This window comes from Klebsiella sp. 10-1, from assembly GCF_009758445.1.
GTDB lineage: Bacteria > Pseudomonadota > Gammaproteobacteria > Enterobacterales > Enterobacteriaceae > Klebsiella > Klebsiella scottii.
Genome location: NZ_WQRE01000006.1, coordinates 212,105 through 232,327 on the forward strand (window position 1 = coordinate 212,105; position 20,223 = coordinate 232,327).

At 52.4% G+C, this 20,223-nt stretch carries 18 protein-coding genes; 7 read left to right on the forward strand and 11 right to left on the reverse strand.

Translation table 11 applies throughout. The annotated features are described in order from the left end of the window. Positions 1-4 precede the first annotated feature (4 nt). Positions 5-1,153 carry an efflux RND transporter periplasmic adaptor subunit gene (locus GO007_RS20940; protein ID WP_095103327.1) on the forward strand — a complete coding sequence of 383 codons (1,149 nt, stop codon included), beginning with the start codon at positions 5-7 and terminating at the stop codon, positions 1,151-1,153. Between the two features lie 8 nt (positions 1,154-1,161). Continuing rightward, positions 1,162-4,251, forward strand: coding sequence for an efflux RND transporter permease subunit (locus tag GO007_RS20945; protein WP_095103329.1), 3,090 nt, complete (start codon positions 1,162-1,164; stop codon positions 4,249-4,251). A gap of 110 nt (positions 4,252-4,361) precedes the next feature. On the opposite strand, the gene GO007_RS20950 is transcribed toward GO007_RS20945, so the two are convergent. Both GO007_RS20950 and GO007_RS20955 read right to left on the reverse strand, forming a co-directional pair. Beyond that, complete coding sequence (locus GO007_RS20950) at positions 4,362-7,484, reverse strand: multidrug efflux RND transporter permease subunit (protein ID WP_095103331.1); 3,123 nt, start codon at positions 7,482-7,484, stop codon at positions 4,362-4,364. A gap of 78 nt (positions 7,485-7,562) precedes the next feature. Continuing rightward, positions 7,563-7,958: a transporter gene (locus tag GO007_RS20955; protein ID WP_143350192.1), complete on the reverse strand. Its 396-nt coding sequence runs from the start codon at positions 7,956-7,958 to the stop codon at positions 7,563-7,565. A gap of 514 nt (positions 7,959-8,472) precedes the next feature. Here GO007_RS20955 and GO007_RS20960 point away from each other — a divergent pair. Together GO007_RS20960 and GO007_RS20965 are read left to right on the forward strand one after the other, a co-directional pair. Continuing rightward, positions 8,473-9,177, forward strand: a complete 705-nt coding sequence (locus GO007_RS20960; RefSeq protein WP_095103335.1) for a response regulator — start codon at positions 8,473-8,475, stop codon at positions 9,175-9,177. Further along, positions 9,174-10,247, forward strand: a complete 1,074-nt coding sequence (locus GO007_RS20965) for an ATP-binding protein (RefSeq protein WP_095103337.1) — start codon at positions 9,174-9,176, stop codon at positions 10,245-10,247. The genes GO007_RS20960 and GO007_RS20965 overlap by 4 nt, the downstream gene beginning before the upstream one ends. Before the next feature lie 47 nt (positions 10,248-10,294). Here GO007_RS20965 and GO007_RS20970 read toward each other — a convergent pair whose 3' ends face one another. From GO007_RS20970 to GO007_RS20990, 5 genes are all read right to left on the reverse strand, one after another. Beyond that, on the reverse strand, positions 10,295-11,179 hold the full coding sequence (locus GO007_RS20970) for an ATP-grasp fold amidoligase family protein (RefSeq protein ID WP_095103339.1): 885 nt from the start codon (positions 11,177-11,179) through the stop codon (positions 10,295-10,297). Between the two features lie 196 nt (positions 11,180-11,375). Then, entirely contained in the window at positions 11,376-12,044 is a 669-nt protein-coding gene (locus GO007_RS20975) for an ATP-dependent Clp protease proteolytic subunit (protein WP_095103341.1), read from the reverse strand. Between the two features lie 427 nt (positions 12,045-12,471). Further along, on the reverse strand, positions 12,472-13,011 hold the full coding sequence (locus GO007_RS20980) for a GNAT family N-acetyltransferase (RefSeq protein ID WP_095103343.1): 540 nt from the start codon (positions 13,009-13,011) through the stop codon (positions 12,472-12,474). 288 nt (positions 13,012-13,299) lie between these two features. Next, positions 13,300-13,506: a YdgH/BhsA/McbA family protein gene (locus GO007_RS20985; protein ID WP_095103345.1), complete on the reverse strand. Its 207-nt coding sequence runs from the start codon at positions 13,504-13,506 to the stop codon at positions 13,300-13,302. Between the two features lie 29 nt (positions 13,507-13,535). Then, the gene (locus GO007_RS20990) at positions 13,536-14,465 is read right to left on the reverse strand and encodes an aromatic alcohol reductase (protein WP_095103347.1); all 930 of its coding nucleotides are present in this window, start codon (positions 14,463-14,465) and stop codon (positions 13,536-13,538) included. A gap of 143 nt (positions 14,466-14,608) precedes the next feature. Between GO007_RS20990 and GO007_RS20995 the strand changes: the two genes are divergently transcribed. Further along, positions 14,609-15,511, forward strand: coding sequence for a LysR family transcriptional regulator (locus GO007_RS20995; protein ID WP_095103349.1), 903 nt, complete (start codon positions 14,609-14,611; stop codon positions 15,509-15,511). A 27-nt stretch (positions 15,512-15,538) separates the two neighbouring features. Here the strand turns inward: GO007_RS20995 and GO007_RS21000 are convergent, their stop codons facing one another. Beyond that, entirely contained in the window at positions 15,539-16,180 is a 642-nt protein-coding gene (locus tag GO007_RS21000) for an HD domain-containing protein (RefSeq protein ID WP_095103351.1), read from the reverse strand. 118 nt (positions 16,181-16,298) lie between these two features. Between GO007_RS21000 and GO007_RS21005 the strand changes: the two genes are divergently transcribed. Beyond that, the gene (locus tag GO007_RS21005) at positions 16,299-17,258 is read left to right on the forward strand and encodes a GlxA family transcriptional regulator (protein ID WP_370525582.1); all 960 of its coding nucleotides are present in this window, start codon (positions 16,299-16,301) and stop codon (positions 17,256-17,258) included. Positions 17,259-17,341: 83 nt separating this feature from the next. Here GO007_RS21005 and GO007_RS29240 read toward each other — a convergent pair whose 3' ends face one another. The 3 genes from GO007_RS29240 to GO007_RS21015 all read right to left on the reverse strand — a co-directional run bounded on the left by GO007_RS29240 (position 17,342) and on the right by GO007_RS21015 (position 18,558). After that, positions 17,342-17,551, reverse strand: coding sequence for a DUF6434 domain-containing protein (locus GO007_RS29240; protein WP_095103355.1), 210 nt, complete (start codon positions 17,549-17,551; stop codon positions 17,342-17,344). A 122-nt stretch (positions 17,552-17,673) separates the two neighbouring features. Next, positions 17,674-17,889 carry a DUF6500 family protein gene (locus GO007_RS21010; RefSeq protein WP_095103356.1) on the reverse strand — a complete coding sequence of 72 codons (216 nt, stop codon included), beginning with the start codon at positions 17,887-17,889 and terminating at the stop codon, positions 17,674-17,676. A gap of 9 nt (positions 17,890-17,898) precedes the next feature. Then, a complete protein-coding gene (locus GO007_RS21015; RefSeq protein WP_095103357.1) occupies positions 17,899-18,558 on the reverse strand; it encodes an epoxyqueuosine reductase QueH in 660 nt (219 codons plus the stop codon). A 447-nt stretch (positions 18,559-19,005) separates the two neighbouring features. Between GO007_RS21015 and GO007_RS21020 the strand changes: the two genes are divergently transcribed. Further along, complete coding sequence (locus GO007_RS21020) at positions 19,006-20,091, forward strand: sensor domain-containing diguanylate cyclase (RefSeq protein ID WP_095103359.1); 1,086 nt, start codon at positions 19,006-19,008, stop codon at positions 20,089-20,091. The last annotated feature ends 132 nt before the right edge of the window (positions 20,092-20,223 follow it).

Sequence of the window (20,223 nt, forward strand, 5' to 3'; positions counted from 1 at the left end):
CGTCATGTCAAACGAGTTTATTTTATCCCTCCGTCAGTGCCTGCACCATCTGTCCGGCGCAGCGCGCAATATCCCCTTATTGTCCTTCATCCCGCTGGTCATAATGGTATTCGCCATTAGCCTGCTTACCGGCTGCGGTGAAAAAACCGTCAATACGCCGAAGCCGGCGCGCCCGGTTCGCTACCTTGTCATCGCCTCCCCGACGTCGTTTGCCGATCTGCAGCGAACCGGCGAAATCCATGCCCATGATGAGACCGCCCTGAGCTTCCGCCTGGACGGCCGGATACTGAGCCGCAGGGTTGATATAGGCGATCGGGTTAAAGCGGGGCAGCGGCTGGCCACCCTTGATGATGTCAGCGTAAAGAACCGGCTGGCAGCCGCGCAGGCTGATGTTGAGAGCGCAAAAGCATCTGCGCAGGCGGCGGGGCTGAACCTGAGCCGGATGCAGAAGCTGATGCCAACCGGCGCCATCGCGCGGGCTCAGTTAGACAGCGTCCGTGCAGACTGGCTGGTGGCAAACGCCAGGCTGAAAAGCAGCGTCGCGGCACGGCGTGACGCCGAGGAAAATCTTAGCTGGGCCCGGCTGGTCGCACCCGCCGATGGCGTCATCACCGGCGTAAGCGCATCGGCGGGAGAGGTGGTCAACGCGGGGCAGACGGTCCTTACGCTAGCGGCCGGTGACGCCCGCGACGCGGTGTTTGCTACGACCGAACCGGCGCAGCTTCTGGCGCAAAAAGGTGCGGCCTTCAGGGTCTATTTACTCGATGATCCCGCAGTCAGCACTACGGGAATATTGCGCGATATCAGCCCTCAGGCCGATCCCCTGACGCGGACCTGGCGTGTCAGGGTGTCTCTTCCGCAGCCGCCAGCCGCGATGGCGCTGGGCGCGAGCGTTACGGTCGCGCTGCCGGTTCCACGTGCATCGGGTTACGTCATACCGGCTTCAGCCTTGAGCCGCTCGGGAGACCGTCCGGCGGTATTTGTTATTGACTCGCGGATGCAGGCGCAGCTGCGGCAAGTCGTGCCGGCGGGCTACACCGCGTCATCAATTATTATCTCCTCCGGCCTGCACCCTGGCGACAGGGTCATCACCGCCGGCGTGAGCAAGCTCCGCAGCGGAGAAAACGTGATCGCCGGGGAGAGACAGCCGTGAACGAGAGGATGCCGGGAGATAAATTCAACCTTTCAGCGTGGGCCCTCGAACATCAGCAGATGGTGAGTTTTTTTATGCTGCTGATTATCGCCGCCGGCGCGTTTTGTTATGAGCGGTTGCCGCAAAATGAAGATCCTGATTTCACCATTAAAACGGCCGTCGTCTCCGCACAATGGCCCGGCGCATCGGTGAAAGACACGACGAATCTGGTGACCGATGTGCTGGAGAAAAAGCTGCAGGAAACGCCCTGGCTGGATTATATCGAAAGCGAAACGCAGGCTGGCCGGTCGGTTATCTATGTGAATTTACGTGACGACACTCCGCCGCATAAGGTGGCGGATATCTGGTATCAAATTCGCAAGAAAATGCAGGATATTGCGCCATCGCTACCTGAAGGTGCGCGGGGACCGGTCGTGAATGACGAGTTTGATGACACTTTTGGGACGATTTACGGATTTATTCCTGAGGGATATACGCTTCGCGAGGTTCGCGACCGCGTGGAGAAGATACGTCTCAATCTGATGTCACTACCTGATGTCGGCAAAATTACGCTGCTTGGCGAGCCGCAGGAGCAGATCGTTATCGCCTTTTCACCACCGCAGCTGGCAGGCATGGGGCTCGATATTCAGCAGGTCGCGGATGCCCTCAAAGCGCAGAACGCGGTTGTGCCCGCGGGGATCATGCGCACCCGGCAGGAAAATATGGCGATAAGGGTAAGCGGGGCGCTATCGTCGCTGGAGAGCTTACGCGCAACCACCTTACACATTAATGACCGATACGTTCCGCTAACGGATATCGCAACGGTTGAGCGCAAGGTCTCAGAGCCACCGGCACCGACGTTTCGCGTCAACGGCCGGCCGGCTATCGGACTGGCGATATCAATGGCGTCGACGGGAAATATGGCGCGGTTTGGCGCCGCGCTGAATGGCAAAATCGACGTCCTGAAAACCGAGCTGCCGCAAGGTATTGAGGTGGTGAAGGTTGCAGATCAGCCCGCGGTAGTCAGGGAGGCGGTCAGCGGATTTGTCCGGGTGCTGATTGAGGCGATACTTATTGTCCTCGCGGTCTCTTTTGTATCGCTAGGGCTACGGGCGGGACTGGTTGTGGCGGCGGCAATCCCGCTGGTGCTGGCGATGACCTTCGCCGGAATGCTGCTGGCCGGCATTGGTCTGCAGCGCATTTCACTCGGCGCGCTGATTATTGCGCTGGGCCTGTTGGTCGATGACGCCATGATCGCCGTTGAAACGATGGTCTCCAGGCTTGAAGCCGGTGAAACCCGCCGCCGGGCGGCCAGCTACGCTTTCAGAACCACGGCATTCCCAATGCTGACCGGAACGCTGGTGATGATTGCCGGTTTTATTCCCGTGGGCTTTGCTGCCTCCAGCGCCGGGGAATACTGTTACTCATTGTTTGCCGTCGTATTTATTGCGCTACTCTGCTCGTGGGTTGTGGCGATCCTGTTTTCACCTCTGACCGGAACCTGGCTGTTATCTGAGGCGATGAACCGACGCGCTGCGGGCCGAGGAAAAATCGGACGGCTTTATAGCCGGCTCTTGCATCTGGCGCTTCGTCACCGGCTGTTCACCCTCGGTATTGCGGTGGCCGCCTTAGGCTTAGCGGTTTTTGGCACAAGATATATGCCGGGCGAATTTTTCCCGTCCTCCGACCGGCCTGAGCTGCTGGTAAGTTTAACGCTTCCGGCCAACGCGGCGCAGCCAGAAACGGAAAGACAGACCCAGCGGCTGGAGAAAGTCCTTGCCGGGAATGAAAACGTCGAACGCTACTCTGCCTACGTGGGCTCGGGCGCCGTACGATTTTATCTGCCGATGGACGTTCTACGCGAAAACGAAAACACGGCGCAGATCGTTGTGGTGGCCAAGGATCTTGCGGCGCGAGATCGCCTGCGACAGCAGTTAAATACGCTGCTGGCGGCTCAATTTAGCGACCTGACTTCGCGCGTATCGCCGCTGGAGCTGGGGCCACCGGTAGGCTGGCCGGTAAAATACAGGGTCAGCGGGCCGGATTATGAGCGCGTACGCGAGTATGCGAACCGTCTGGCCGAGGTGATAGGGCGCTCGCCGCTGTCCCGGGAGGTTAATCAGACGGCGGGGGAGCCTGAGAGGGTGATGACGCTAAAGGTCAATCAGACCGCCGCGCGAGCGGCGGGGATCTCATCCGAGAGCCTGGCGCAGACGCTTAATACCATCTGGTCCGGCAGCATCATAACGACTGTACGGGACGGCGATCGGCTGGTGGATGTGGTTCTGCGCGCTAAAGACCAGGACCGGCTGAATATCGCCACCTTATCCTCACTGATGCTGACCGGAAATAGTGGGCGAAAAATCCCCCTCAGCGCCGTGGCGACGCCCGTTTGGGGCGTCGATGATCCGGTGGTGTGGCGTCGTCAGCGGCAGCCGTTTATCACCGTTCAGACCGATCTTGCGCCAGGGCTGCGGGCAGCTGAGTTATCTTCCGGGCTGAGTCCGGCGATTGAAAAACTGCGCGCCTCGCTAGCCAGCGGCTACAGCATCGAGGAGGGCGGCGCGGTAGAGGAGTCCGACAAGGGGAACGGCTCCGTTTACGCGACGTTACCGATCGCGATCGTCATCATGTTGCTATTGCTGATGCTCCAGCTTCGGCGCTACTCGCGTATGTTCCTCGCCCTGCTTATGGCGCCTTTTGGCCTGCCGGGCGTGGTGATGGCGATGCTTCCCGGGGGGACTCCGCTGGGATTTGTCGCTTTGCTGGGGGTGATAGCGCTGGCAGGTATGATTATCCGCAATGCCGTGATCCTGATTAGTGAAGTGGACAGTAATCTGGCGCTCGGTATGGCGCAGGAGGCCGCTATCATTGCCGCCGCGGAGCACCGGGCCAGGCCCATATTCCTGACGGCCTGCGCAGCCATTCTCGGAATGCTTCCCATCGCGCACCAGGTTTTCTGGGGACCGATGGCGTACGCCATTATCGGTGGGCTTGTTGTGGCCACGCTGGTGACGCTTACGGTACTGCCCGCATCCTTTAGCCTTTTGCTTCAGGCGAGCGCCAGGTTCGTTCCTGCGGGCGGCGTTCGACAGAAGATTCACTCAGACAGGAGCTAAATAGCGGGTTCAGAAAGAGATGTCATTAACGGAATCGATAAGCGATCCCGTTATTTGAAGCTTAGTCTGGCGCGATGCGCAGCCGGCTGGCGGCCGTAAAAGACGTAAACTTACTGCATTTTGGCGCGCGTCTTTTTATCGCCTGTTTTCGCAACGACCCGCGTGACGGTAATAAAAAAGAGGGGCACAAAGAAGACCGCCAGCAGGGTGCCGCCGATCATACCACCGAAAACCCCCGTGCCAATGGCATGCTGCGTTTTGTCACTGGCTCCGCTGGCCAGCATTAATGGGACAACCCCTAACGTAAAGGCCAGCGAGGTCATCAGAATAGGGCGAAGCCGCTGCCTTGCCGCCAGTAACGTGGCGGCCATCGTCTCCATGCCCTGAGTGCGCAGCTGGCGAGCAAATTCGATAATCAGGATCGCGTTCTTGGCTGAAAGGCCAATGATGGTGATTAAGCCTACTCTGAAAAAGACATCATTCGTCATGTCTGCGACTATGACCGCTAAGACGGCCCCCAGCAGACCCAACGGCACCACCAGCATCACCGCAAGGGGAATGGACCAGCTTTCATAAAGCGCCGCCAGCACCATAAATACCACCAGCACGGAAAGCGCAATGAGCCCGGCAAGCTGGGAAGCGGACGCCTTTTCCTGCAGCGAGCTACCGGCCCACTCGGCTTTGAAACCGTGCGGCAACCCGCCGGCCAGCTGCTCCATTTCAGTCATGGCCGAGCCGCTTGAATATCCTGGCGCCGCGCTCCCGGTGATTCGGATGGCCGGATAGCCCTGATAACGGTTCAGCTGCTGCGGAGCCTGAGTCCAGGAGGCGGTCATAAAAGCGGAGAGCGGCACCATCTCGCCGACTCTGTTTTTGACCGAGATGTTCATCAGGTCATCGGGCTGCATGCGATATGGGGCATCGGCCTGCACGATCGCCTGTTGAACCCGGCCGTCGTCACTGTAGTCATTGACGTAATTTGAGCCGGAAGAGGCGGAAAGCGTCTGGTTAATTTCATCGAACGAGACGGCCATCGCTTCGGCCTTTTCTCTGTCGACGTTCAGCGAGAGGCTTACCCCTTCAGGCAATCCGTCTATCGTTACATCGGAGAGGAGCGGGCTGCGCTTCGCGCGGGAAACCAGACTATCGGCAGCCTGCTTCAGGGCGCGATACCCTTTACCGGCCCTGTCTTCGAGATAGAGGGTAAAGCCGGAAGATGTCCCCATGTCGGAGATCGCCGGAGGTAACAGGCTCATGGTCACGGCATCGGCGACGGGCTCCATTCCGGCTTGTATAATATTGGCCTCCTCCTGCGCAGTGGCTCCGTTGCGCAGCCGCCACTCTTTTAACGTGGTAAAGGACATTGCCGTATTCGGCCCCGAGCCCGAAAAGTTAAACCCGAGGATCATCACATTACTCTTGATGGCTTCGCGAGCGGCGATCTGCTCCTCAAACTGTTTCACCACCTGCAGCGTTCGCGTCATTGTTGCATCTGAAGGGAGGTGAATCGAAGACATGAAATATCCCTGGTCTTCTTCAGGTAGAAACGATGACGGCAGTTTGGTCAGGGCGATGAACAGCGCCCCGCAAATCGCGACATACAGCAACATCATCCTGGCGCCACGCTTCAGCACATACGTCAGACCTGACTCATAACGGCAGGAAAAACGATGGAAATGACGGTTAAACCAGGCGGAAAACCCGCCGGCGGCCTTGCCGTTTTTGTCGTGCGCTTTCAGCAGGGATGCGCACAGAGCGGGGGTCAGCGTCAGGGCCAGAAATGCCGAAAACAGTATGGAGACGGCCATCGACAGGCTGAACTGGCGGTAAATAACGCCAACCGAACCGTTTGCGAAACCCATCGGTATGAATACCGCGGTCAGTACCAGCGTAATGCCAATTATCGCCGGCGTGATTTCCCGCATTGCCTCATGGGTCGCCTCGCGCGGCGGCAGACCCTTTTCTTCCATCAAACGCTCAACGTTTTCAACCACCACGATCGCATCATCGACGATGATACCGATCGCCAACACCATGCCGAACATGGTCAGAACGTTGACGGAGTAACCGCAAAGCAGCATCACCGTAAAGGTGCCGAGCAGGGCGACGGGCGCCACGATCGCCGGGATAAGCGTGCAGCGTATTTTATGCAGAAATAGCAGCATTACGAGAAACACCAGCACCATTGCCTCTATAAAAGTCTGGATAACTTTCATAATCGACAGCTTCACGAAAGGGGCGGTATCAAAGGGAACCGAGAACGCCATACCATCAGGAAGTACCGTTGTAAGCTCAGCAAGACGTGCGTGAATACCGGCCGCTGTGCTGATGGCGTTAGCGCCGGGAGATAGCTGGATCGCCGCCGCCGTGGCCGGCAGGCCATTCTCGCGGATGGCAAATGCATAGCTCTGCAGGCCAGACTCTACGCGGGCGATATCCGCCAGCTTTAAACGGGCTCCGCTGGTGTTGGCTTTAATGGTTATATTGCGAAACTCTTCCACCGTCGCAAGCTGCCCTTTGACCATCAACGGATAGGTAACCTGCTGGCCGACGATGGCGGGCTCATCCCCGGTGCGGCCCGGTGAAACCAGAACGTTCTGCTGACCGATCGCGCTAATGACGTCTCCCACGGAGAGCCGATAGTCATGCATCCTGGCGGGATTTAGCCAGATGCGCATCGCCTTTTCTGCGCCAAACAGCTGTACCTTTCCCACGCCAGGAACGCGACGCAGCTCATCGGTCACGTTCCGGGCAAAATAATCGCTAAGGTCCGCCTCCTGATAGCCGTCCGTTCTGGACTTCAGCCCAACCATCATCAGAAAGCCTGAGTTTGCGGCCTCGACGCTGATGCCATTTTGCCTCACCGGCTGCGGCAGGCGCGGCTCGACAATTTTAATGTGATTTTGGATATCCATCTGCGCGAGCTTGATATCCGTGCCGGGCTTAAACGTCACCGTTATCGAGGCCATTCCGGAAGTGTCGCTGGACGACTCGAAATAGAGCAGATCGTCAACGCCGGAAATTTCACGCTCGAGCAGTGAAATCACGGATGTATTCATTATTTCCGGCGTAGCTCCTGGGTAGCTGGCGGTGATAATGATACCCGGCGGGGCGACGGCCGGATATTGCGCCACCGGCAATTGAGGGATCGCCAGCAGCCCCCCTAATACGATAAATAGCGCGATTACCCAGGCAAACACGGGGCGGGCAATAAAAAATAGGGCATCAGTTATATCCAGTATGCGAGCGGTGTATTAATCAGCTTAACGAGAGAAATTGGAAAAATGGGGGCTAAATCTTGTCTGGCAGCATTAAAGTAATCTGAACAGCAGATATAATGGTGAAATCCCTAAATTAACAATCAAAAAGCATTCGTAGTAAAAGGTCACATCAAAAATATCCAGTGGTAAAGAGAGCAGGACGTGAAAAATAATAACCAGGTAGGTAAACGTCAGCATCAGCATCAGCGTTATGATGTTTAACTCGCGCAATGCCCCCGGCTTCTTTTGAAATAAAAGGAGCAGGCTCGTCAGCACGATGCTGGCATACGTAAAGGGCGACGCCACTATGGTGAAACGCACTTTTTCTGCAATTGCATGTACCAGCGCCAGCCATCCATAGAGCATCACCCAGGTATAAACAAGAAATAGTGCCACTGAAGTTATCTTTGCCGTACTGAATACCGGCGTATTGTTGATGTTTGCCATAATCATTCAACCCCGGAGTATGACGCGCAAGAATCGGTAAAGTTCGTTGATATAATATTCATCCTGACGGCCCACGCTAAATATTTCTGTTGCTAAGGGCCATGAGTGCTGGCCTACCCATATTGACTGCAGATTAGTTGCTTATCGATAATATGGCATATCATTATGGAGTGCTGATTACTCTAATGTGGAGAGAGTATGTAGCGTGGAGTGTTCTACGGGGCATTGAGAATACTCAGGGTATTATTTTGTTAGCGATGCAACTTCCGCAGGAACACCCTGTCTTAATCTCGCGGATTAACTTCATCCCGAGCGACAAGACCGCCACAATAGATGCAGGACCGAGTAAAATGTAAGCATAACAAGCAACGATGTAGCAAATGACCAGGCTATATTCCTGGAGTGATTTTTTTTTGTGTAGCGCGCTTAAGATTAATGAGGGCAGGATCAGTGCTTTTCTCATGCCAACCCACCGTAGAGACTTTCGTCAGAACATACCGGGAACGGAGTCATCATGAATGATAAACCGCTTATTCTTGTGGCCGAAGATGATGACGAAATAGCCGACATACTAATGAGTTACGTTCACCGTTCAGGGATGAATACCGTCCGGGCGGCGGACGGCGAGCAGGCGATTAATACATTCGGCCTGCGCAAGCCCGATCTGGTTCTGCTGGATATACAGCTTCCCATTATTGACGGCTGGAATGTGCTTTCGACCTTAAGAAAAGAGAGCAACGTCCCCGTGATAATGGTGACCGCGCTCGATCAGGACGTCGATAAATTGATGGGGCTGCGGCTGGGTGCCGATGATTATGTAGTGAAACCTTTTAATCCGTCTGAGGTTGTGGCACGCATAGAAGCGGTACTGCGGCGGACTAAAGCCGGTAGCGAGCAAAGCTATCGCAAACCGATCCGCACGCCAAAGTTAACGATTTATCCGGACGACTTTTTTGTGGAGATTACCGTTGGAGATGACATGGTCACCCCGGTACTGACTACGACGGAATTCAAACTATTGACCTGTCTGGCCAGAAATCCCCGAAAAGTATTCTCCCGCGACGAACTGTTAAACTCTTGCCTGCCGGAAGGCGATACTCTCGACAGAACGGTTGACAGCCACATGAGCAAGCTTCGTAAGAAGCTGGAAAACTGTGGATTAAAAGGCGTTCCTGAGAGTATCCGCGGCATAGGTTACCGGCTCGGAGAACACAAATGAACAGAGACCAGGCGTTAAGCCGGCAGATCCTACGATTTATGATATCGCTAACGCTTATTGTTATTGCTATTTCAGTGATCGGCTCATATCTGTTCTATGCGTTCATCATTGATTATATTCCCGGAGGCTCGGCCGCCGGGAATGAAGACAGCGTGACTTATCTCGACTGGCTGTGGATTATGGTCATTTCCGCCACCGGGTTAATTATCTCACTCTTCTTCGCCGTCAGGCTTTCCGCGAGAATACTCACTCCATTAAGCTCGGTGGCCACCAGCCTGCGCCGGGTTGCCCAGGGCGATTTAGGCGCCCGGGCGTTTTGCACCAGCTCGCGTCTCGGGGAGCTTAACAACCTGGTTAATGACTTCAACGAGATGGCGGAAAAATTGCAGGCGCTGGATTCACAGCGTAAATCCTGGAATGCCGCTATTGCGCATGAGCTACGAACCCCGGTAACCATTATCCGAGGAAGGCTGCAAGGGCTGGTTGACGGGGTGTTTGAACCTACGCCGCCGTTATTCAACAATCTGCTGAAACAAACTGAAGGGCTATCCAGCCTGATTGACGATCTGCGGATGGTGAGCTCGTCCACGGCGGCTGAATTTACCTTAACCCTGGCCCGGGTTAATCTGCAGGAGACTATTCAGAGTGCGCTTGAGGCTTTTTCACTTGAATTCAGACGCAGCGGCTTCGAGGTTGTAACCGAGCTCCAGCGTCTGGAGTCGGTGTGCGATCCTTTACGTATTATTCAGTGCCTTACCGTCCTTTTTGATAATGCGATAAAATACTCGACCTCCAGAACGATGCTGGTTAAAAATGGCATCGCCGGCAACCGCTTTTATATTGTGGTTGAGGACTATGGCCCCGGCATTGCGCAAGAGTTTCAAAAGTTTCTCTTCCAGCCTTTCCAGCGCGGATCGGCCGCAAGAAATATCAATCCTAAGGGATGCGGCCTCGGGCTGTCCGTTGTTAAAGCGATTATGGACGCCCATGACGGGGAGGTCACCTATACGCTGTCGGCGAGTCATCATTCGATTTTTACGCTGTCATGGCCGCTACCATGCGATATTTAACCGCGGCGGTTAGCAGGCCTGCCGAGGCCTGTTTTCTCCGCCGCGGGCTACCACATTTGACCCAGTTTGATATCCCACTCGGCAGGATATATCTGCAGCTTACCGCGTCGGGGACTAAGCGTAATTTCACTAAAATAGATATCATCGCGCTGCAACATTAAATCCACCCGGCAATAGTCCAGATCTCTTGATAGCTCCTGGGCTGCGGTTATGGCCTGGTGTAATAAATCGGGCGGTGGGATCCTGGCTGGCGTATTTGGATATTCCATCAGAAAGGGCTGGAGCCGCCAGGCTCTGTCGTAAACATTGATGTAATCATTTCCCCGCTCATCGGTGAAGTCGGCTTCGATCACCCCAGTAATGCCATGAAAACAGTGGATACGCAACATTTCCGGCGTGGTATTCTTGTCTCTGCCGGTAAATAGATCAATATATTCCTCGCATAGAATTACCGGCGGTATATTTTTGTACTGCCACTCTCGGGTGCTGTAATACATGTTTTTCTTGAGCGCCAGACTCAACGAGCTCAGGGCTCTGGCCGTATTAAATTTCTGCTTGTCGGTACATATTACGCTACTGCCGCTATCATGATTACATTTCAGGACAAACCTGTCCGGCAAACTGTTCAGGTCAATATTCTGAATATCGCTATAGACGCCAACCAGCGCGGCCAGTTTTAATTTGTCGGTTTTGTTATAAATATACTCGCGGACCGCAAGCTTATCGGCCAGCAGGGTGTAAAACGGATTGTGGTCATAGATCATGCGGTGACATATTTTCTCACTCAGCGTCACCGGGTGCACTAAATCTGGTTTCCTTCCGGATATTTTTTGTAATCTCCTGGTGTGAAATTCTTTGTCATTTAAAAGGTGAGTTCTTAATATCTTGACGAGATATTCGCTATACCGTAGAAAATAATTCAGTCTGTTCATTGTTCCTCCTGAGAACTCTGAACATTGTGAAAGAGTTTTATTGCTTGCTTTTGCGCAAGTTGTGGAGTCAGTGTGGAGAGCGGCGTTTAACGGTTCGCAGGAGCAGGCGGTAATAGCCTGATGGCAGTATCCTCAGTCAAGGATACTGCCTGGGACGGCAAACGGACTTTAGGGGAATATTATCCAGCCGACTTTCTTAACCCTCACCGTCGGTAACGTAGTAGGTTACCGGATAGCTATGGCTCTCTTTGAGGCCACGGGTGATCAGACCGGCTTTGGCGGCCTCATCGACTTTATAAAATACGCGGCCGGTTTCCGATGACGTTATTTTGTTCAGTTCATCGGCGGAGATTTTTGTGCAGGTCGAATAGATAGTGCGGAACAGAACGTTGTAGCTTTCAGCATCTTCCAGAATGCGCCTCGCCTGATCGGGTTTCAAATACTCGGCTTTGTCGTTCCACGCTGCGGCAGGATGAAGCATAAACCTGGCAAGCGGCATGGCGTAGCGTTCATCCGATCCGCAGTAAACCATAGTTGCCGCTGAGGCTATTACTGAAGCATCGATCATATTCAGTTTGACTGGACTCTTACGCAGCGCTTCGTAGGCCACGTACCCCGCATCCATATCTCCGCCCTCGCTGTTAAGATATATGTCGACATTTTTGATATTACGGTAGTTACCCTCTATTTCTGCCAGCGAAGATAATAGCCAGGTAACGGTCCGGTTGTTGATCGCGCCATTAAAGTAGATGGCGACTTCGCTAACGTTGGTATTCTTGACTGTGTCGGCTTTGATAAAATAAACGTTGGCCTGTGTGCTCAAGGGGAGTATGAGGGCCAGCAGGGGGAGCAACCGCTTATTCATGGTTAGAATCGTCCTTGTATTAGGAAAAATTTAAGATATTGATGTCAGGCGCCCAATCAGCCACAACCAGGCAGGATAAAGCATATGCATAATTCCGCCAGCTGCGAAATGTAATAGCATAAGGTGGATCGGATATGGCCGATCTGCATCAGTTCTTGCGTGGTCCGTTGAACGCGTGATGGCGTTGGTTAACAAAGTGCGCCGCTCTGCGGTTTCACTATTTCGCCGCCGCGTCGCGTTGCCCCGCGCAAGCGAACAAATAGTATTGCCAATGGCGCAATGAGGCCGTGTAGCAGAAAGGTATGGCTATAGCCCCACTTCTCAACAACGGCTCCCGCGACGACGCTGCTATGGGGGGCGCCAATAATCTGCACGGTTAATATGTTCCTTCGGTCCTGGGGCAGAGAGTTTTTAGAATCAGCTCAGACTATTTATCGCGCCACTCTTTGGCCAGGACAGCAAACACCAGCGTGCTTTCGTAGATCACGGTTTCATCGTCCGTGATAAAAGAGACGTGTTCCTTAAAACATCCCTCCAGGCGCATACCGAGGTGGCGGCAAAGGTTTTGTGAAGGTTCATTATAATCAGCGACATAGGCATATATTCTTCTGGCGTTCTTATGATTAAACAGGTAGTCGAAAAATGCGTGTGCCGCTTCGCGGGCGAACCCCATGCCTTCATATTTTTTATTCAGAAGCCAACCCACACAGTATGTATCAGGGTCAGGTTCTCCGCTGTTATCCGCAAAGAGCTCGCCTATCAGCGCCCCGGTTTCCTTCAGGCTAATCGCATAGTAGTGTTCTTCTTTTTGCCGGCGCGCAATTTCGTTAACAGCTTCATCACAGGAGTGAAGTTTTTCATCCATAAAACAGGCTACGCGTGGGTTTGATAAATATTCGAACAAGCCCGCGGCATCATTATCCTGAAAAGACCTGATGATTAGCCGGGGAGATTCAGTATATTTCATGAGGTCACTCATCGGTGTATAAGCTTTCGTCGATTTTATCTCTAATTGTATTGGATTGCCTATGAGATTGTGTATCGCAATGCAATATTTTATGCCTGACGGCAGCCTTAGCGACGATGTCTGTAAAGGCGTCGATTTTTATGGCGCGCAGCGGGCATGGCAGGGCGTCAGATGGCGGCGGCAGGGTGAACAGCGCTAAGCGCAAGCTGCCTTGCCCCTGATTCCATCTTTGGCGTGGCGGTATAAGAAAATAAATACACCGAGGGGCCGCTGCCCCTCTGATTTTTTTCAGGGTTTTATTTCTGCCGTAATATGTACTTTATTGCCCATCCTCGCCTCGATTATTTTATACTCTTTTGCCCCTTGTTGTTTCGTGATTTGGCGGATTTTGTTTTCAGCATTTTCCAGCGTATCGCCGGTGGCGGTTACCGTTTTGGCGAATACCGAAAATGGCAGAATTAAATAGATAAATAAAACGGAAATTAAGGTTTTCATCGAGAATGTTGCTCCTTAGAACCAGGGAATTAAATAAATGCCTTCAGCCAGTCTTCAACGTTTTGCGTGCTGATATTATTTCTCGCATTAAACGTTTCGCTCATTGGCCACCACATGCCGGCTCCACGTGCAAATGCGGTACGGTAGCGCAGCATTTGTTCATCCGGATCAGCGCGGAGCTCATCAAGCAGCGCAGGCAGGGTCAATACGCTTTTTCTAAACGTTTGTTCCGTCACGCGTTCTACCGTCGAAGCGAGCTGCCCGTAGGAGATCGTGTCGCCTGCAACAAACACCACTTCATTCTTGATTCGGGGCTGGTGCAAATAAATGGCGGTAGTCAGACGCCCAATATCTGCGGGTGAGGTGACCGTGACCCGAGTATCCCAGCTCCCGAGGGCGTTAATTGTTTTTTCGGCGAGGTTCACGACATTAAATGCCGGCTCAAAAAGAAAGCTGGTAAACATTCCGGTTGAAACAATGACCCATTCCGTTGCGTTTTGTGCGCGTAGCAGGCTTCTGACATCATACTGCTCATCCCACACCGGCTGTCCGCTTCCTTTACCCACCACATCGTAGTTAACGCCGAACTGCCAGGGAAAATAACGCTTCACCTCGGCGGCCAGCGCTGCCTTCGTGATCTTCACCTGTGTGCCAGGGCCAGCGACAAAGCCCATGCAGTTTATGATGGTGTCATACCTTTTGAATGTTTCTCGCAGCGACTCTGCCGCGGCGCCGGCCATATCAAGCGGAATAAATTTAGCCCCCGCAGCTGCGTGTTTTTGATGACCTGCAGAACGAAGGTGGCCCTCTGCATCCCATGATTCAGGAGAAACGATGACGGTGACCGAACCATGAAGCTGCGCCACCGCAGGTACCAGCGCGCTTAGTATGGCATCGCCAAGTTGTCCCGCTCCTAGCACCAATACGTTTTCTGGAGAAGTGAGTTTACGATCTTGCATTTTGATTCCTCAGCCTATAAAGCAGCGAATTTACTGCGATGAGGGCAAGTTTACTGGCGCTAAGGTCATTCGATAAGTATACGAATACAGGTTAAACTGTTAGCGAAAATGGGATAGTCGCTTCTCAGGCTGCAGGTGAAATGATGGATAAGCTGGATTCAATGCAGGTATATGTCCACGTGGTGGATACGCACAGTTTCGCGAGGGCGGCGGAAGTTCTGGGCCTGCCGCGATCGACCGTGTCTCGCGTCATAAAGGAGATGGAAACTTATCTCGGGCTTCAGCTTTTACAGCGAACCACGCGCAAGCTGAGCGTCACGGCCGACGGACGCAGATACTACGAAGAGTGCAAAAGGATCCTGGCAGATATTGCTACGGTTGAATCTTCTTTTCCCGGCAGGGCTGGCCAGCCGCGAGGGCGCTTTAAGGTGGGTATGCCTCAGTCCCTTGCGAGGTCCAGCTTTATTCCCAGGGTGGATGAATTTTTGCAGCTGTATCCCGAGCTGGAGATGATCCTTTGCTCAAGCGACAATATTGAGGATCTGGTGCAGGAAGGGTATGACTGCGCGATCAGAGCGGGAAGAGTCGAGGATTCGACGACCCTGGTTGCCCGCCCGCTCGCAAACTTCAAATGGGCAGTGATGGCCTCGCCGAAATATATCGGGGCGCATGGCAGGCCTGAATCGCTGGACGATCTGGAGAACCACCGGGCGGTTGGGTTCCTGAATCATCGAACCGGGCGTACCACGGAGTGGCTATTTACCCTGGATGGCGAAGAGAGGGCGGTGCGTATGCAAGAAACCTTCGTCGTTGATGATACTGATGCCTATATACAGGCCGGTATTGAGGGGATTGGATTAATTAGGGTAGCGAGCTATCTGGTTGCTCCCTATCTAAAAAATGAAACGCTGGTTGCCTGCCTGAATGATCTCTCCTTCGATTTACCGCTGTCTTTGATCTACCCGCAGAACAGGTATCTTCCCCCAGCGGTGCGCTCGTTCTATGAATGGAGCAAATCGGTTCTTAATACGCCGGGCAATAGTTAATACTGCCCGGGTAGCGCCGGAGGAAGATTAGCCTTTCCAGGGCGACTGACGAATGATGCGACAGAAATCGAACGGCGCAAAGGCGGGGTCTTTGTCTTTCAGGACATCCCCCTTCACGTTGCCAAACGTCGTTTCAGGGCGGTGTTTGATACCGTCGTAGAAGGCCTGAATAATCTCCTCCTTGAAGTTGTCAGGGCGCGGATGCTGGCTAACGACGGCCATTCTCTCCTCATCGCCGAACGTATCGTAGCCTATTCCCAAAACGTCCATTTCCACCCCGGCGGTGACAAGCGCAATTTCCGGGGCCATAAACTCCGGGATGCCCGGCGTGGTGTGCAGGGCGATAGCGGTCCACACTTTATCCATATCCTCCTGCTTCAGCGCATAGCTTTGCATAAACTCGCGGGCCGCATTTGCGCCATCCACCTCGAAGCGTTTGTCACAGCTGCAGTGCTCATGCGTTAAACCAATATCGTGGAACATGCATCCCACGTATAAAAGCTCATGATCGACTTTTGCGTCACGCCTGCGGGCCGCCAGGGCCGCCCAGTAGTAGACTCTGCTGGAGTGGTTGAAGAGTAAATCCGATTCGGTATCACGGATGAATGCCGTGGCGTCACGGGCCATCTGCGTGTCGGGTATACGGATACCCTGTACGGTAAACTGCATGATTAATCTCCTTTGGAACGTTTCGCCACCATTCTAAGCAATCGCGCTTATGTCTATAATGGTCATTTTCATGCAATTTAGGACATCCGGTTAAATTCGGACCTGGAGAGAAAGAATAGTGCACAGTATCGTCATTTTGGCCGTTCCAGGAGTACAGCTGCTCGACGTCGCGGGGCCGCTGGATGCCTTCGCTGAGGTAAACCGCATTCTCCGTCGGCAAATATACCATTCGGTCGTCATATCGATTGATGGGGAGACTATTCACGCGTCTTCCGGGGTTACCCTCAGCGCGAACGGCTCTCTTTCTGACTATGCCGTCAACGGGCCGACGTCGTTTCTTATCGCCGGATCGCCGGATATGGCCGATCGCGAGCTCTCTGAAAAACAGAGCCAGGCAATAACGGCGCTTTGCCGGCTCAGCCGTCGGTACGGTTCAGTGTGTACCGGCGCGCTATTGTTGGCGCAAACCGGGTTAATCAACCACCGTCAGGTCACCACCCACTGGTCCGTCGCCGGGGAGCTTGCCAGACGTCATCCGGAAATTCAGGTTAATGCCGATGCCCTGTACGTTGCTGATGGCCCGGTGAGAACGGCCGCCGGAGTCACTTCGGGTATGGATCTGGCGCTGAGATTTATTGAAGAAGACGTGGGGCGCGAAATCGCGTTAGATGTCGCGGCGAACCTGGTGATGTTTTTTCGCCGTCCCGGCGGACAGGGCCATTTCACGCGCAAGCAGCAGGTGTCGACCACCGGGCGGGCGGCTCTGCAGGATTTACAGCGCTGGGTGCTGACGAATCTGGATACAACGGCTACCGTCGCGGAGATGGCAAATCATATCAACCTCAGCGTTCGCCATCTGAACAGGGTGTTTCAACAGGAAATGGGCGTGAGTACGGGAGAGTGGCTGGAGCAGGCGAGAATATCCCGCGCCAGGGAGCTGCTTAGCGAACGGCAACCGATCAAGTCAGTCGCCGTAATGTGTGGATACAGCAGCAGCGACGTCATGCGCAGGGCGTTTATCAAAGTGACGGGAATGAGCCCGGCGATGTACCAAAAAATTTATGCCGCCGGCAAATAAAAACGTGTCCGGGATGCGCCAGCGCCTTTTGCGCGCATTCGCACGATCGTAAAAGCGGTCAGCGAAGCACGGGCGCTCGCTTTCTAGCGTAAATGCCTGCGCTTCCACTCATCGACAGCGTCACCCAAATTTTTGGGGATATCGTTACGGATCCAGGCCATGAATTCACGGTTAAATCGAAAGTCCTTCCCACACTCCGCGAGCATAAAGCGACGAACGTTTTGCGTGTTTTTATAGTCTTTATCAATAACGGTAGTACGTGTGAGTAATGCGCTATGCCAGTCAATTTTCAATTTTTCCGCCTTTTTCCGCTCCCGCGATGAAGCATCGATACAACGCCGCTCGACAACTTAGCCTGACCCGGTGAAATGTTGAAAGGGCGACAAACGGCCTCAGCCAGAGCCGGAATCGTTCGTCACATCTCTACAACGAGGGATTTTATCTTTTCCGCCTTTTCAAAATGATCCAGCTTCATCTCCATAATCCACCAGCGCGCAACCTCCATCAGCAGTTCGGGATCGTCATTTTTATTGGCAAAAAAGGCATAGAACGAAAGCCCTACGCTACTGCCCTTAGCCACGATTTTCGCCTCACAGGTTCTGATGATTTTTTCCTTCATTTCTGCCCGCACGCTCTCTCCTTATTCAGTTTCGTTATCGCCATAAAATACCTTGCCAAGCTTAATCAGTGGCCTTCCCTGCGATTTACGATGCATATTCGAGTCACGTAGTGAATAAACACACCCGCAGTATTCTTGCTGATAGAAACGTTCGCGTTTACTGATTTCTATCATCCGAGCAGACCCTCCTTGCTTGCGCCAGTTATAATCCCAGTACAGCATATCGGGGTAGGGATTTACGGCTCGATGCCCGCAGTCGTTAATCTGTTGCATATTTTTCCATCGTGAAATGCCCAACGAACTGCTGATCGCGCTGAATCCATTTTCCCATGCATAAAGCGCGGTGCGTTCAAAACGCATATCAAAGCACATGGTGCAGCGTATGCCTCGCTCAGGTTCCCACTCCATTCCTTTGGCGCGTTCAAACCAGTTATCGGTGTCATAGTCGGCGTCAACGAAAGGTACCCCATGCTTTTCAGCAAAGCGGATGTTTTCCTCTTTGCGTAACAAATACTCTTTCTGCGGGTGGATATTCGGGTTGTAAAAGAAAATCGTGTAGTCAATGCCGGATGCCTGAATCGCTTCCATCACTTCACCTGAGCAGGGAGCACAGCAGGAGTGCAGTAAAAGTCTGGATGCGTTTTCAGGTAAGACGAGCTTTTGGCGTAGTAAATCAGTCATTATTGGCCTGGAATATATTGAAGGTCATACGCAAGTATACCCTGAGGGACTCGTTTGGGTAGCGCCGAAATGGCATTACTTCTGGGGGATCATCAGCTGAAGATAAGTACAGTTCTGCAAGTGCAAAAGCCGTAGTTGGTTAGATTTAGTTAACACATCCGATTTCCCTACCAATTTTAATAGGGGTGGTTCGGGCTGGCGAAATTTAATTTCGGCTTGATTGTATAACTAAGCGTATAATTCTGGCAGGTTGCTGGCTTACCGGGGAACTATCATGGACGAGCAGACCCTCACTTAAGAAAAAAACATGAATAACACTATTTTTATAAAACTTGTAAAAGTGATGTCCACACTATAATTTTAAAATATGCAAGCACTGCGCTTGTCCTGCGGGGGATACATCCTTAACGGCAAAGCGTGGGCGAAGTTATTCAAAAAGGATTTACTATGATAAATAAAATGCCTGATGAAAAATACCTTTCCGAAAGGAATGTATCATTTATTAAACGAGTTTATTTATTACGCCAGGCGGGAGTCATTCTGTGCTTTATCCCTGTATATTCAGTTTTGGATGAGCAGCTGTCAAGTAAATATACAATTGCATTGCTGATTTTAAACGCTTTAATTTGGCCGTCAGTTGCTTATCTGGCCAGTGCCTGTGGTCGCGATATGCTAAATGCCGAAAAAAGGAACATGATACTTGATTCATTCTGGGCCGGTATTTGGATAGCTGTCATACAGGTTAGCCCGCTGCCGTCTATATTCATAGTTTCAATACAGATAGCCGATCGCTACGCAGCTGGTGGTTGGCGAGTTTTAAAACCCGCATTGCTATGTATGGCTTTAACTTTTTTATTCGTATGGGCATTGAATAACTTCAATTATGTCACCGGGTTTAGTGAGAAAACGGTGTGGCTTTCTTTGCCCCTGGCAACGTGTTATCCCATTTTGTTGAGTATTGTTTCGAGACGTCTGTCTCTAAAATTGAGAAAACGGAGAGAGTTGCTTGAAAAACAAGCTCTTATGGACCCTGGATTAGACCTCCCAAACCGACGTTTTTTCGAGCAAAAGATGGAAAGTGCATATCGGGCAACCCGCAATAAACGTACTTTGGCCTATCTTATGCTAATTGATATCGATGATTTCAAATACATCAATGATACTTACGGTCATGAGGTTGGCGATGCGGTATTGTCGCGGATATCTACGATATTAAAAGAGTGCGTCGGCGAGCAGGATATTCCTGCAAGGTTCGGTGGGGATGAACTGGCCGTTATTGTTAATAATAGTAATGACCAGCTGGTGGTTGAGATGGTCCGGACAATTCAGCACAAGTTAAAAAATCTTTCATTACCTTCCTGTGACGGCATTTGTTGCACCGTCAGTATCGGTATCGCCGGGGCTAAAAATAAAGAATCGATGACAAGTTGGATAGGCGTTGCAGATAAAATGCTTTATAACGTGAAGAGAAATGGGAAAAATGGATACTGTATGGAGAACAATAATAATGTCTGGCGAGCAGCATCGGCATAATCTTTTGAATGATTAATATAAATTAAAAGGTCAGAGAGCGTAAGGAACATAAAGCCAAAATTTCTTCACTAAAACACTTCCAACGCAAAGGGCATTCAGTTTACATAATTAAGATGATTTAATTTAACCTGT

Excerpts from the sequence above, each read along its gene's own strand:
- GO007_RS20985 (WP_095103345.1), bottom strand. The coding sequence starts at position 13,506 with ATGAAAACCTTAATTTCCGTTTTATTTATCTATTTAATTCTGCCATTT.
- GO007_RS20945 (WP_095103329.1), top strand. The coding sequence starts at position 1,162 with ATGCCGGGAGATAAATTCAACCTTTCAGCGTGGGCCCTCGAACATCAG.
- GO007_RS20965 (WP_095103337.1), top strand. The coding sequence starts at position 9,174 with ATGAACAGAGACCAGGCGTTAAGCCGGCAGATCCTACGATTTATGATA.
- GO007_RS21000 (WP_095103351.1), bottom strand. The coding sequence starts at position 16,180 with ATGCAGTTTACCGTACAGGGTATCCGTATACCCGACACGCAGATGGCC.
- GO007_RS20970 (WP_095103339.1), bottom strand. The coding sequence starts at position 11,179 with ATGAACAGACTGAATTATTTTCTACGGTATAGCGAATATCTCGTCAAG.
- GO007_RS20940 (WP_095103327.1), top strand. The coding sequence starts at position 5 with ATGTCAAACGAGTTTATTTTATCCCTCCGTCAGTGCCTGCACCATCTG.
- GO007_RS20990 (WP_095103347.1), bottom strand. The coding sequence starts at position 14,465 with ATGCAAGATCGTAAACTCACTTCTCCAGAAAACGTATTGGTGCTAGGA.
- GO007_RS20980 (WP_095103343.1), bottom strand. The coding sequence starts at position 13,011 with ATGAAATATACTGAATCTCCCCGGCTAATCATCAGGTCTTTTCAGGAT.
- GO007_RS20975 (WP_095103341.1), bottom strand. The coding sequence starts at position 12,044 with ATGAATAAGCGGTTGCTCCCCCTGCTGGCCCTCATACTCCCCTTGAGC.
- GO007_RS21020 (WP_095103359.1), top strand. The coding sequence starts at position 19,006 with ATGATAAATAAAATGCCTGATGAAAAATACCTTTCCGAAAGGAATGTA.
- GO007_RS20960 (WP_095103335.1), top strand. The coding sequence starts at position 8,473 with ATGAATGATAAACCGCTTATTCTTGTGGCCGAAGATGATGACGAAATA.
- GO007_RS20995 (WP_095103349.1), top strand. The coding sequence starts at position 14,609 with ATGGATAAGCTGGATTCAATGCAGGTATATGTCCACGTGGTGGATACG.
- GO007_RS20955 (WP_143350192.1), bottom strand. The coding sequence starts at position 7,958 with ATGGCAAACATCAACAATACGCCGGTATTCAGTACGGCAAAGATAACT.
- GO007_RS21015 (WP_095103357.1), bottom strand. The coding sequence starts at position 18,558 with ATGACTGATTTACTACGCCAAAAGCTCGTCTTACCTGAAAACGCATCC.